At 65.7% G+C, this 12,282-nt stretch carries 15 protein-coding genes; 8 read left to right on the top strand and 7 right to left on the bottom strand.

Annotated elements, in window-relative coordinates; translation table 11 throughout:
- The first annotated feature begins 62 nt into the window (after positions 1 to 62).
- A complete protein-coding gene (locus tag KIT53_RS11155; protein WP_297752167.1) occupies positions 63 to 398 on the top strand; it encodes a hypothetical protein in 336 nt (111 codons plus the stop codon).
- Between the two features lie 113 nt (positions 399 to 511).
- Here KIT53_RS11155 and KIT53_RS11150 read toward each other — a convergent pair whose 3' ends face one another.
- Genes KIT53_RS11150 through KIT53_RS11140 form a run of 3 tightly spaced genes read right to left on the bottom strand, consistent with a single transcriptional unit; the run spans position 512 to position 1,819 of the window.
- A complete protein-coding gene (locus KIT53_RS11150; protein ID WP_297752164.1) occupies positions 512 to 727 on the bottom strand; it encodes a hypothetical protein in 216 nt (71 codons plus the stop codon).
- A gap of 43 nt (positions 728 to 770) precedes the next feature.
- Positions 771 to 1,550 carry a type I methionyl aminopeptidase gene (map, locus tag KIT53_RS11145; RefSeq protein ID WP_297752160.1) on the bottom strand — a complete coding sequence of 260 codons (780 nt, stop codon included), beginning with the start codon at positions 1,548 to 1,550 and terminating at the stop codon, positions 771 to 773.
- A gap of 11 nt (positions 1,551 to 1,561) precedes the next feature.
- The gene (locus KIT53_RS11140) at positions 1,562 to 1,819 is read right to left on the bottom strand and encodes a ParD-like family protein (protein WP_297752157.1); all 258 of its coding nucleotides are present in this window, start codon (positions 1,817 to 1,819) and stop codon (positions 1,562 to 1,564) included.
- Between the two features lie 162 nt (positions 1,820 to 1,981).
- Here KIT53_RS11140 and KIT53_RS11135 point away from each other — a divergent pair, with 162 nt between their 5' ends.
- From KIT53_RS11135 to KIT53_RS11120, 4 genes are all read left to right on the top strand, one after another.
- Complete coding sequence (locus tag KIT53_RS11135; RefSeq protein WP_297752154.1) at positions 1,982 to 2,311, top strand: metalloregulator ArsR/SmtB family transcription factor; 330 nt, start codon at positions 1,982 to 1,984, stop codon at positions 2,309 to 2,311.
- Between the two features lie 97 nt (positions 2,312 to 2,408).
- Positions 2,409 to 2,912 (top strand): arsenate reductase ArsC, encoded by a 504-nt coding sequence (locus tag KIT53_RS11130; RefSeq protein WP_297752151.1) that lies wholly within the window; start codon positions 2,409 to 2,411, stop codon positions 2,910 to 2,912.
- A 5-nt stretch (positions 2,913 to 2,917) separates the two neighbouring features.
- Positions 2,918 to 3,946 (top strand): ACR3 family arsenite efflux transporter, encoded by a 1,029-nt coding sequence (gene arsB / locus KIT53_RS11125; protein ID WP_297752147.1) that lies wholly within the window; start codon positions 2,918 to 2,920, stop codon positions 3,944 to 3,946.
- Between the two features lie 175 nt (positions 3,947 to 4,121).
- Positions 4,122 to 4,685: a glycine zipper 2TM domain-containing protein gene (locus KIT53_RS11120; protein WP_297752144.1), complete on the top strand. Its 564-nt coding sequence runs from the start codon at positions 4,122 to 4,124 to the stop codon at positions 4,683 to 4,685.
- 298 nt (positions 4,686 to 4,983) lie between these two features.
- On the opposite strand, the gene KIT53_RS11115 is transcribed toward KIT53_RS11120, so the two are convergent.
- Positions 4,984 to 6,123, bottom strand: a complete 1,140-nt coding sequence (locus KIT53_RS11115; protein WP_297752141.1) for a CaiB/BaiF CoA-transferase family protein — start codon at positions 6,121 to 6,123, stop codon at positions 4,984 to 4,986.
- A gap of 198 nt (positions 6,124 to 6,321) precedes the next feature.
- Here KIT53_RS11115 and KIT53_RS11110 point away from each other — a divergent pair, with 198 nt between their 5' ends.
- Positions 6,322 to 7,302: a tripartite tricarboxylate transporter substrate binding protein gene (locus tag KIT53_RS11110; RefSeq protein ID WP_297752138.1), complete on the top strand. Its 981-nt coding sequence runs from the start codon at positions 6,322 to 6,324 to the stop codon at positions 7,300 to 7,302.
- 31 nt (positions 7,303 to 7,333) lie between these two features.
- Positions 7,334 to 8,731 carry a CoA-binding protein gene (locus KIT53_RS11105; RefSeq protein ID WP_297752135.1) on the top strand — a complete coding sequence of 466 codons (1,398 nt, stop codon included), beginning with the start codon at positions 7,334 to 7,336 and terminating at the stop codon, positions 8,729 to 8,731.
- Between the two features lie 9 nt (positions 8,732 to 8,740).
- On the opposite strand, the gene KIT53_RS11100 is transcribed toward KIT53_RS11105, so the two are convergent.
- Complete coding sequence (locus tag KIT53_RS11100) at positions 8,741 to 9,721, bottom strand: LysR family transcriptional regulator (protein WP_297752132.1); 981 nt, start codon at positions 9,719 to 9,721, stop codon at positions 8,741 to 8,743.
- 93 nt (positions 9,722 to 9,814) lie between these two features.
- Between KIT53_RS11100 and KIT53_RS11095 the strand changes: the two genes are divergently transcribed.
- A complete protein-coding gene (locus tag KIT53_RS11095; protein ID WP_297752129.1) occupies positions 9,815 to 10,063 on the top strand; it encodes a hypothetical protein in 249 nt (82 codons plus the stop codon).
- A gap of 19 nt (positions 10,064 to 10,082) precedes the next feature.
- Here the strand turns inward: KIT53_RS11095 and KIT53_RS11090 are convergent, their stop codons facing one another.
- Both KIT53_RS11090 and KIT53_RS11085 read right to left on the bottom strand, forming a co-directional pair.
- Positions 10,083 to 10,640 carry a CcdC protein domain-containing protein gene (locus tag KIT53_RS11090; RefSeq protein WP_297752127.1) on the bottom strand — a complete coding sequence of 186 codons (558 nt, stop codon included), beginning with the start codon at positions 10,638 to 10,640 and terminating at the stop codon, positions 10,083 to 10,085.
- A 32-nt stretch (positions 10,641 to 10,672) separates the two neighbouring features.
- Positions 10,673 to 12,253: an MFS transporter gene (locus KIT53_RS11085; protein ID WP_297752125.1), complete on the bottom strand. Its 1,581-nt coding sequence runs from the start codon at positions 12,251 to 12,253 to the stop codon at positions 10,673 to 10,675.
- Positions 12,254 to 12,282 lie beyond the last annotated feature (29 nt).

Genomic DNA, 12,282 nt, shown 5'->3' with positions numbered 1-12,282 from the left:
GAACGCCAAAGCCCATGGCTATACTGCGCCCCGTCATATCAAAGAAAGGTCAGGGAGACCCTATGGCAAAGCCTGCGCCGCACATCACGGCAGAGTACGACCGAGAGCACTTCTCCATCCACCCCGCGATCATTGCCCGCTCCATCGTGGCCCGCCAGCAAGCCGGTGAACTCGCGAACCTCCTGCGCGCCAGCACCGGGCTCGTCGACATGGTCCTGCGTCCCAGCGCGTCGGACACCCCGGAAGTGGCCCGCCTGCGCCAGACCCTGAGAGAGGCCACCCAGATCCAGGCACACCAGATGGACACGCAGGTCAACGCCCTGCTGAACACCACCCAATTGCTGCAGGAACTGGTGGCCGAGGTGGCGGGCATAGAACCTGGGACGGTACTCGTCTGAGGCCGCCAGGCCGCACGCGCACACCGTCCTCCGCGCCCGCGCGCGAGCGCCTGCTGGCGCCACTGCTGGAGCGCCGTTCCATCTCGCCCCGGCGATTGCGCCACCCCCCACCCTCACCACAGGATCTGGACGCCATGGTGGCCGCGGCCCTGTGCGCGCCGGACCATGGCGACCTGATGGCCTCCGAGCTGGATCGGCACAAGGCCCGCGCCCATGCCACGCGCCCACCAGGGCTGCTGGCGTTTGTGGTCAACCTGCGCCACCGCCACATACGACGGAAAGACCTCCAGCCGGGCCAGCGCCTGCGGAGCGCCGGCGTTCCGGTGCATGGCATGAACTTCCTACTGTGAATGAGGTGAATGGCCTCAGCGTTCAGATAGGCGCATAGCTTCCCGTGCCTCCAGGCCAGCGCGTGAGCACCTCATGACCGTCCGCCGTCACCGCCACCATGTGCTCCCACTGGGCGGACAACGAACGGTCCCGGGTCATCACGGTCCAGCCGTCGGGTCCCAGACGGGTCTCGCGCCGACCCGCGTTGATCATGGGTTCGATGGTGAAGACCATGCCGGGCTCCAGCCGGAGGCCTTCGCCCCGCTGGCCGTAGTGCAGCACGTCGGGCTTCTCGTGGTACACGCGGCCGATGCCGTGACCGCAGTATTCGCGCACCACGCTGAAGTGGGCGCGGTGGGCCACCGTCTGGATGGCGTGGCCGATGTCACCCAGCGTGGCGCCGGGCCTGACCTGCCGGATGCCCGCGCACATCGCCTCATAGGTGGTCTCCACCAGGCGGCGCGCCTGCGTGCCGGGTGTACCGACGAAGAACATGCGGCTGGTGTCGCCAAACCAGCCGTCCTTGTTGACCGCGACGTCGATGTTGACGATATCCCCCTTGCGCAGGATCTTCCCAGGGGAGGGGATGCCGTGGCAGACCACCTGGTTCACCGAAGTGAGGATGGTCTTCGGGTACCCGTGGTAGCCCAGGTTGGCCGGAATGGCGCCCTGCACGTTGACGATGTGGTCGTGGCAGATGCGGTCCAGCGCGTCCGTGCTCACACCGGGCACGACATGAGGCTCGACGACGGCCAGCACCTCGGCGGCGAACTGGCCCGCGCGCCGCGCCATGGCGATCTCCTCCACGGACTTGATGACCATGCCGCGCACCCTCAGCGCCGGCCCGCCATGGGTGCGCGCGCCCTGCGCGTCGCCGGCTCGGCCACCACCGCTGCGATGTGGAATCCGCCTTCGGATTCCGCCTGCACCAGCATCCGGCTGATGGCCCGGTGATCGAGGTCCGGGTGCATCTCGGCCAGCATGCCCACACGCATCCAGTGCTCGGCCTGGGCGTTGATGGAACGGCTCAAGGCCTGGCCCGCCACCCTCAGGTTCTCATGCATCTGATCGGAGATTTTGACGATACCCATGGCGGCGAATATATATGAAAAGACTATGAATCATATACAACAAGAACACGCACCTTCCATGAACCGGAGCCGCCGTGCGACTCAGGCTGGCAGTCCTCGGTCTTCCGGGCGTTGTCATCTGTTTTTCATCATTTATTTCAATATTTCAACTATATTTGAATCATGTTGGAAAACGACGTCATACGTTCCTTGAGCGCGCTGGCCCACGCACACCGCCTGCGCATCTTCCGGACCCTGGTGGTGGCAGGCGACGCAGGCCTGACGCCGGGCGTGCTGGCGAGTCAGCTCGAAGTCGGAGCCACCACGCTGTCGTTCCACCTCAAGGAGTTGACCGCGACCGGGCTGGTGACGCAGCAGCGCGACGGGCGCCACCTCATCTACCGCGCCGCGTATGCGCACATGAACGGGCTGCTGGCCTACCTGACGGAGAACTGCTGCCAGGGCGCGCCTTGCGCGGCAAGCACCGAAGGCGGCGACGCATGCACCTGCTGAGACACGGCATGCCACGCATCGCGCGCCCCGTCCCCGGCGAACACGCTCTGGCCGACGTGCGCAAGCCCTCTTCAACGTCTTCAAACCCTTGAACACCATGACCGAACCCGCTCCCTTGAACGTGCTGTTTCTCTGCACCCACAATTCCGCGCGCAGCATCCTGGCCGAAGCCTTGCTCAACCACCTGGGCCACCACCGCTTTCAGGCCTATTCGGCCGGCAGCAGCCCGCGCCCGAACCAGCAGCCCCACCCGCTGGCACTGGAGGCACTGGCCAAGGCCGGCGTACCGACCGACGGCTTGCGCAGCAAGAGCTGGGACGAGTTCGGCCGGCCTGGTGCGCCGCACATGGACCTCGTCATCACGGTCTGTGACAACGCCGCGGGCGAGACCTGCCCCTTCTGGCCCGGCCAGCCGGCCACCGCACACTGGGGCTACGCAGACCCTTCGGAGGCCAAGGGTGCGCCCGATCAGCAGCGCGAAGCCTTCGCGCATACCTTGCTGGCCATCCGCAGGCGCCTGGAACTGCTGGTCAACCTGCCTCTGGCCGGGGTCAACCGCCTGGCCTTGCAGCAAACGGCGCGGGAACTCGCGGGGCGCTGAACGGCATGGGCTTCTTCGAACGTTACCTCACCCTCTGGGTGTGCCTGTGCATCGTCGCCGGCATCGCGCTGGGGCAGTGGCAGCCCGGCCTCTTCCTGGCGCTGAGCGCGATGGAGGTGGCACAGGTGAACATCCCGGTCGGCCTGCTGATCTGGGTCATGATCGTGCCCATGCTGCTGAAGATCGACTTCGCGGCACTTGGCCAGGTGCGAACCCACGCACGCGGCATCGGCGTCACGCTGTTCATCAACTGGGCCGTCAAGCCCTTCTCCATGGCCCTGCTGGCCTGGGTCTTCATCCGGCATGTGTTCGCCCCCTGGCTGCCGCCGGAGCAGGTCGACGGCTACGTGGCCGGGCTCATCCTGCTGGCCGCCGCGCCGTGCACCGCCATGGTGTTCGTCTGGAGCCAGCTCTGCCGTGGTGACCCCTACTTCACGCTGTCGCAGGTGGCCCTCAACGACAGCATCATGGTGGTGGCTTTCGCGCCCATCGTCGCGTTGCTGCTGGGTCTGTCGTCCATCGCCGTCCCCTGGGCCACGCTGCTCACCTCGGTCGCGCTGTACATCGTGGCACCGGTCATCGGCGCCCAACTCTGGCGCAAGGTCCTGCTGCGGCGCGGCACCGGGCACTTCAACGCCGTGGCGGCGCGCCTCGGGCCGGCCTCCATGGCTGCGCTGCTGCTCACGCTGGTGCTGCTCTTTGCCTTCCAGGGCGAATCCATCCTGGCCCAGCCACGGGTCATCGCGCTGCTGGCCGTGCCCATCCTGATCCAGGTGGTGTTCAACGCAGGCCTGGCGTATGTCCTCAACCGCCAGCTTGGCGTGCGCCACTGCGTGGCCGGCCCCTCGGCCCTCATCGGCGCGAGCAACTTCTTCGAGCTCGCGGTGGCCACGGCCATCGGCCTGTTCGGCCTGCAGTCGGGTGCGGCGCTGGCGACGGTGGTCGGTGTGCTGATCGAAGTCCCACTCATGCTGGCCGTGGTGGCGGTGGTGAACCGCTCGCGCGGCTGGTATGAGCGTGCACCCGCGTCGTGAAGCGTGGGTGAATCCTGCAACCAAACCTCTCAAGGGTATACAGACTGTTTACCAAGGTGCCTCGTTGTGCGATGGCGCACCGGCAATCCCCCGCGAGACGGTGACACCTCTTGTCACAGGTCGGCGGCGGCGCGCGGCTAGATTTGTCCGTACGACAAACCGAAAGGAGAGAGCGATGGACAAGTCAATGATGAAAGGCATCGCCGTGGGCGGCCTGGCAATGGTGGTGCTCGGTGCGGGCGCCGTCTCCGGCTACAAGACGCTGATGGAGCCCAAGGTGGCCGAAGTGGTGGCGGTGAAGGAAGTCATGGAGACCGTGACCACGCCGCGTGAGCAGTGTGAGAACGTGCAGGTGCAGCGCCAGGCGCCGGTGAAGGACCAGAACCGCATCGCGGGCACGGCCATCGGCGGCCTGGCCGGCGGCCTGCTGGGCAGCGCGGTGGGCAATGGCAGCGGCCGCACGGTGGCCACCATTGCGGGCGCCGTGGCCGGTGGCTACGCGGGCAACCAGGTGCAGAAGAACATGCAGCAGAAGGACGTGGTCTCGTCCGTGGAGCAGCGCTGCCGCACGGTGAACGAGAAGTCGCAGAAGCTCAAGGGCTACGACGTGACCTACCGCCTCAACGGGCAGGATGGCACGGTGCGCACCTCCTTCAAGCCCGGCGACACTTTGCCGGTGAAGGATGGCCAGGTGGTGACCACGCCGCCGCCTTCGGCGCAACAGGCCACGAGGTCCTGACGGGGCCTCAGCGCTCCGCGAGGTGGTGCGACATGCGCGCACTTTCGCCCTTGGATGTATGTGGATGGCCAGGGATCGGCACCGGTATCTCGCTGGCCACAGCCACTGTAGGTCGTCATCCGGGAACACCATGTCCGGTTCTGGCGAGCCGCTGTCTTGATCTGGCACGAATGGGTGCCAGATCGGCAGATATCGGCAAAGGCATTCCAGGCAACGTAGTCGCCCTTCACCGCCCGGCATCCTGGCCACCAGATCCGGCACAGGGATGAAGAAGGGCTTGCCCCAGCCTAGGGGTTTCTCACAACGGCGCCAACAGGTTCTCGTTCTCGAACTGCACCAGACGCTCCTCGCCCAGCCACGCTCGCAGCGCCTCGCGTCCCGTGAGGCGCGGCACGGTGGAAGAGACCGCCGTTGGCGTTCTGCTGAAGCGTGGTGCGGGTACGGGCTGAACCACGCCATCCACAGACTCGAACGCAGCCCGGGCCTTTAAATGGGGGTGCACGAGCGCTTCGTCCATGTCGAGCACAGGGGCAAAGCAGCTATCTGTTCCTTCCAGAATCTCGCACCATTGATCGCGGCTCTTCTGCCGGAAGACTTGCTCGAAAATCTGGCGCAGTTCCGTCCAGTTCTGACGGTCCGAGCGATCCGGCAACGTGCTTGCGTTCAAGCCCATCCGGGTGACCAGTTCGTCATAGAAACGCGTTTCTATGGCGCCGATGGAAACCCATCCTCCATCCGCACACTCGTAGACATCGTAGAAGGGTGCGCCGGAGTCGATCACGTTGCTTGCGCGCGCAAGGTTCCACATTCCCGCTGCGCGGGCGCCGAAAAACATCGTCATGAGAGAAAGCACGCCGTCGGTGATCGCGCAGTCGACGACCTGGCCACGTCCGGAACCGCGCGCCTCCATCACTGCTGCCAGTACCCCAAAGGCGAGATACAGGGCACCACCGCCAAAATCACCCACAAGATTGAGCGGCACGGCGGGTGCGCCTTCCTTGCGCCCCATGGCGGCCAGTGCGCCAGTCAGCGCGACGTAGTTGATGTCATGCGCGGCGACGTGGGCCAGGGGCCCGGTCTGGCCCCAGCCCGTCATGCGGGCGTAGACCAACCGGGGATTGACTTCGAGACATGGCTCAGGACCCAGCCCAAGCCTCTCCATCACGCCGGGACGGAATCCCTCCAGCAAAACGTCGGCATTGCGCACAATCTCCAGGATGAGTGCCCGGCCCTCGGGCGATTTCGCATCCAGTGCAACGGACGTTCGTCCGCGCTTGAGCAGCTCGAAACGTGGTGGACGCCTGGTGCCAAGCTCCACGTCCTTGGTCCGGTCGATCCTCAGCACGGTTGCGCCAGCGTCGGCCATCAGCATGCCGCACATCGGCACCGGTCCGATAGCGGCGAATTCAACGATCTTCAGGTCTGCAAGTGGGCCCATGGTTTTCCTTCGTGTCTCCGTATGGTGGTGTGCGAGAGCAGCGAGTATCCGGCGACCGTGCCGCTCCTCGGTGCAAACCTGATATGCAGCTTTCATGCATATCAGCTTTCCGCCAGAGGATGTTTCCCATGCCGTTCGATGCTCCTACAGTCCCCATCGGACCGAGCGTCCCACTCAGTGAACTATTCAGGAGACAACATGAGTCACCCTATCCGCAGGAAAGTTCTTTTCGGCATGGCCGGTGCGCTGGCCATGGTAGCTGTATCGGCCCAAGCGCAGCAGTGGCCCAGCCGCCCGATAAAGCTGGTCACCCAGTACGCCACCGGTGGTACCAGCGATCTCGCCGCGAGACTGGTTGGCGAACAACTGGCCAAGCGCCTAAATACCGCCGTCATCGTGGAAAACAAACCTGGCGCGGGTGGCCGCATCGCCTCCAGCCAGGTGGCCAAGTCGATGCCCGATGGCTATACCCTGCTATGGACGGCGGCCATCCACACGACCAACGCTGCATTCTTCGATGACCTTGGCTATGACACCGAGAAGGACTTCGAGCCCGTGGTGCAGGCCTTTGCCTTGCCGGCAGTTCTCGTGGTGCCCGCTTCGTCGCCGGCGAGAACTGCAGCGGAGTATGTGAAGCTTGCGAAACAGGACCCCAAGCAAGCTACCGTGGGCTACTCAGGGACGGCTTCGATTCCCCACCTGATGGCGCTGCAGTTCATCCACTCCGCCGGGCTGTCGGTCAGCCAGGTGGGCTACAAGGGCGATGTGCCGGCCATCCAGGACTTGCTGGGCGGGCACATTCCTGCCGCGTTCGTGTCGCTGGGGACCCCGGTTCCGCATGTCGGCGACGGCAAGCTGCGCGTGCTCGCGATGACCGGCAACCAGCACACCGATCTGTTACCCGGCGTGCCGACCTTTGCTGAAGGAGGGGTGGATGGCATGGACGGCTTCGCTTGGTTCGGACTCGTAGCGCCGGCGGGTACTCCGCCAGCCATAGTCAGGCGGCTCAACACCGAGATCAACGACATCCTGAAAAACCCTGACCTGCTGGCGGCTGTTGGCAAGTCGGGCGCGACGCCCATCGGCGGCAGCGCGGAAGAGTTCAAAGCATTCATCCACAAAGACATCGCCAAGTGGAAGCAACTGGCCAAAGCCACCAACCTGAAGATCACGCCCTGATTCGGGCGACACCCCAGGAAACCATCGCGTCATGACCCAGTTCGCCGACCTTCGCCCTCTGTTCCAACCCCGGTCCATCGTCGTCGTGGGAGCTTCTCGAAATCCCCGCAGCATCTCCGGCCAACCACTGCACCATCTGGTGACTCATGGCTACGCCGGCAAGCTGTACGCGGTCAATCCTTCCGTGAACGAAATCAACGGCATTGCCTGCTACCCCGACGTGACTGTCTTGCCGGACTCACCCGATCTGGCGGTCATCGCGGTGGCTGCGGATCAGGTGCCCGCCGTACTGGAACAGTGTGGAGCGCGCAATGTGCGCATCGCCATCGTGCTGAGCTCAGGTTTCGCGGAACTCAGTGATGAAGGCGCGAAAGCCCAGCAGGCCATGGTCCAGGTCGCCGCGCGGCACGGCATCCGACTGATCGGTCCCAACTGCCAGGGGATGATCAGCACATCATCCAACGTGTACGCCGGCTTCGGCGGTCCGATGGCACTCACCTATGCAAGCGGCGGGCTATCGGTGGCATCGCAGTCCGGCGGCTTCGGCATGTCTATCGCCAGCATGGCTGACGAACAAGGTCTTGGCATCGCCCAGGTGATATCAACGGGAAACGAAGCCGACCTGGGCTTGGTCGACGTCCTGGACCACTGCATCAAGGATCCCGGAACCCGCGTGATGGCGACCTACATCGAAGGATTGCGCAGACCTGGCGCGCTGCTCGACGTTGGTCGACGCGCGCTGGATGCAGGCAAGCCCATCATTGCCTGGAAGGTCGGTGTATCGCCGGAAGGTGCCCGCGCTGCCGCAGCCCATACGGGCAGCCAGAGCGGGGACGATGATATGTACAACAACCTGTTCCGCGAGGCTGGCATCGTGCGCGCCTCGGACAACGAGGAAATCGTGGACTTGGTGCAGGTATTCTCGGGTTGCACAATGCCCAAGGGTGATCGCGTGGCGGTTCTCACCGTTTCCGGTGGGGCCGGCGTGGCCGTGGCGGATGCACTTGTCCAGCATGGCTGCGAACTCCCTCTCCCCGATCCTCACCTTCGGCAACGTCTCGCCGGATTGCTGCCACCCTACGTCAGTTGTGGCAACCCGGTGGATATTACCGCGGCAGCCTTCAATACACCCCATCTGTTCGCAGCCGCACTGCAAGAGCTGGTGGACAATCCAGCCCACGACATTTTGGTCGTGATGCTGGCCGCACTGCCAGATGCAGTGGCGGAGGTGGCAGCTGCCGATATCGTCCGTATCCGTCAAAGCCAGGACAAACCGGTGGTCGTCTGCTTCAGCACACGGCCGGAGATCGCACCCGGGGCTCACCACCTGTTTCGTAAAGCAGGTATTCCCGTACTGACGACGCCATCCCGCACCGGACGTGCCGTCGGGAAACTGGCGGCCTACGCCCGCACACGATCAAGGCGCTGACATCCGGCTTCAGCTTGCCGGGTCATTGAGGTCGGTCTGGGCATTCGCGCCGATCTCATGCAACACATCAATCACGACGCCCCGCATGATGCGTGCGACTTCCCGTGCAGCAGAACTGGCGGGTCTGACGGTCGTGAACGCCAGTCCGATATCACGTCGAATCTCCGGTTCGACCAGACGAGACGACTGCGTGCGGCCGGTCGCCAAGCCTGACACCATCGCGAAGGGACCGAGCACGGCATAGGCCCCGCCAGTTGCGGCCACATGGAGCTGCGTGAGAAAGGAGTCTGTCTCCAGCGCCACATTAAGCTGCAGGCCACGTTTGCGGATGGTTTGCTCAAGGGTCGTACGCATGCTGCTCTGCTGACCCGGCAAGACCAGAGGTAGAGTGGCAAGCTCCGCGAGGGAGATGGTCGGCCTGGAGACTGGTCGGCTGCCCTTTCGCCCGACGACGTGGAAGACGATGCTGGCCGGCATAATGATGTCGGCCGGCATGCTGCCTTGGCTTCGCAGTACCAGCGATACGTCGGTACGGCCTGACGCCACCCATTCCTCCAGCTGTCCGCTCATGCCTTCGAGGATCTTTAGTTGAACCTCCGGCAGTTGTTGCGCGACCGCTGACCACAGGCGTGCGGCCATGGACCCCACGAATGTAGTCAGGATGCCGACGCGAACCTCGCCTCGAACCACCCGCGATTCCTCGCGCAGACTGGTTTCCAGGCGCTCGGCTGCCAGCACAAGCTCACGGATCTGCGGCAGCACCTCCACACCGAATTCGGTGAGCTGAACACCACGTCCATTGCGAGTCAGCAGATGACCACCGTATTCGCGCTCGATGCTGGCGATCTGCCGGCTGACATTCGACTGTGGCACCCCGCGGTAGACGGCCGCCTTGGAAATGGCGCCCGCATCCACCACAGCCAGCAGCAATTTGAGTTTCTCCAGATCGATCATCAGCCACTTCGTCATGCGCAGTGCGTTCAACTGCATTGTCCATTCTCCGACAAATACGGACGCAATGGCCGTGGCTTCGCGACGCGTCGGCGAGAACTTCTCGCGCGGCGGCGCCAGTCCAATCCGGGCATGGCCGGTGGCTACGCGGGCAACCAGGTGCAGAAGAACATGCAGCAGAAGGACGTGGTCTCGTCCGTGGAGCAGCGCTGCCGCACGGTGAACGAGAAGTCGCAGAAGCTCAAGGGCTACGACGTGACCTACCGCCTCAACGGGCAGGATGGCACGGTGCGCACCTCCTTCAAGCCCGGCGACACTTTGCCGGTGAAGGATGGCCAGGTGGTGACCACGCCGCCGCCTTCGGCGCAGGCGAAGTCCTGATCACCAGAGAGGCGCTGCGTCAGCGGCGCTCTTCGGGCGCGTGCGCTGCCGCTTCACGCGCCCGTTTGCGCCGCAACACCTGCCGGCGCCATCGCATCAGGCCCAGCGCGGTCCAACCGGCATAGCCGGCCATGAGGCCGAACGCACCCAGCGTGAGCGGTCCGTGCGCGAACTCGGCCCAGCTGCGCGGCGTGCCCGGATGCCACACGTACACCTCGACGGCGCGGTACGCCAGCCGGGCCACCAGCAGCACGAACAGCGCCACGCCGATGGGCGCGTGAGGTTCGTAGTACAGGCCCTGTGACGTGGCCTCGAAGCGCGTGCGCGCCAGGCTGAAGGCTCCCAGGCCCATGCCGGCCAGCAGTGCCAGCGCCAGGCCCAGCAGATGGATCGGGTAGGCCCGGTTGGCGAAGGCCAGGGCGAGGATGAGCGTGGTGTACAGCACCAGGCTGATGGGCCCGCGGTAGCGGCTCAGGCGCTGGCGGCCACGCGCGCGGCGCCAGCGCACGACGACGCGCCAGGCGATCAGCGGCACCAGGGCCAGTGTGACCAGGGTGGAGGCGCTGGAAGGTCCCATGTGGAATGAGGGTAGCCGGTGGCCCGATGGCCTCAGCGCTCCGCGATGTAGTGCGACATGCGCGCACTCTCGCCGGGTGCGAGGTAGGCGCGCACCTCGGCCTCCAGCGCGCGGTCGGCCACGGTGGCGCGGGCGCGCTGGTGCAGGTAGTCGGCCCAGGACTCGACGATGAAGCGCTCCACGTAGCGCGAGGGTTCCCCCAGGTCTTTGTAGACGCGCCAGAAGGTGGCGCCGTCGCGCCGCCGCGGCGCCTTGAGGTGGCTGATGGCGTCGAGGAAGGCACGGTCTTCATGAGGACGGATGCGGTAACCCACCTCGACCGCCACCGGGCCAGCCTCGGGCGCGGGTTCGGCATCGACGAAGAGTTCGTCCCAGGGCGTGCCCTGCGTGACGTCCTGGTCGCCGCCCACGCGCAGCGGAAACGGCCGCACCAGCAGCAGGCCGGCGGCCATGAGCACGCTGGCCGCGATGAGCGCCGCCGGCAGGCCGGCGATGTCGGACACCGCGCCCCAGAAGGCGGAGCCGAGCGAGAAGGCGCCCAGAGCGGCCACGATGTGCAGGGCCACGGCGCGCGAGCGCACCCAGGGCGGGGCGCTGGCCTGGGTGGCGGCGTTGAGGGTGGACATGGCCGACATCCAGGCCCCGCCGCCAACCGCCATGGCGATGTAGATGACAGCGGGCACGCGCACCAGCGCGGCCAGCAGCATGACGAGTGCGAACAGCACACAGCAGACCACGACCAGGGCATCGAGCCCGAAGCGCGCGCGCAGGCGACCGATGAAAAGGCCGGAGGCCACGGCGCCGATACCCAGACAGCCCATGAGCAGCCCGAAGCCCTCGGCGCCCGCGCCGAGCTGGCGCTGCGCGATGACGGGCAACAAGGCCCACAGCGCGGAGCCGGCGGCGCTGTAGGCCATGACGCGCACCAGTTGCGCCAGGATGATGCGCGAGTGCCAGGCGAAGCGCAGGCCGCTGAGGGTGCCGCCCCACAGGCGCTCGGGCGGCAGGCTGGAGGGTGGGTGCGCACGCGGTGGCCAGCGGCGGATGGACGCCCACATCACCAGCGTGGTGAACACAGTGACCATGAACACCCAGCCTGCCCCCAGCCAGGCGAACAGCAGGCCGGCCAGCGTGGGGCCGATGGCGCGTGCGGCGTTGTAGGCGATGCTGATGGCGGTGATGGCCTGCGGCCACTCCTCGCGCGGCACGGGATCGACCACGGAGGAGTTCCAGGCTGGAGTCAGCACGGCGGTACAGCAACCGCACATGAAGACCAGGAACAGCACGGAGGCCGGGCCGTCGCGCCCGGACAGCACCAGCAGCGCCAGCAGGGCACACGCCGCGACCTGGGCGATCAGCGCGCCGGAAATCAGTCGGCGGCGGTCGGTGGTGTCGGCCAGCACGCCGGCCGGCAGTGCCAGCAGGAACATGGGCAGGAACACCGCCGTCTGCACCAGCGCGGCGAGGAAGGAGGAACCGGTCTGCTCGATCATCAGCCATGAGGCGCTCATGGACTGCATGCCGCTGCCGATGAAAAACACGCCGCCACAAAGCCACAGCCCGCGGAAGGCGGGCTGTCGCAGAGGGCTCCAGATGGATGTGGCGGTGCTCATGCGGCCATTATTCCGCAGCGCCCCGGAAC

Source organism: Hydrogenophaga sp. (assembly GCF_026125785.1).
Classification (GTDB): Bacteria; Pseudomonadota; Gammaproteobacteria; order Burkholderiales; family Burkholderiaceae_C; genus Hydrogenophaga.
This window is presented reverse-complemented; position numbering and strand designations above follow the sequence as displayed.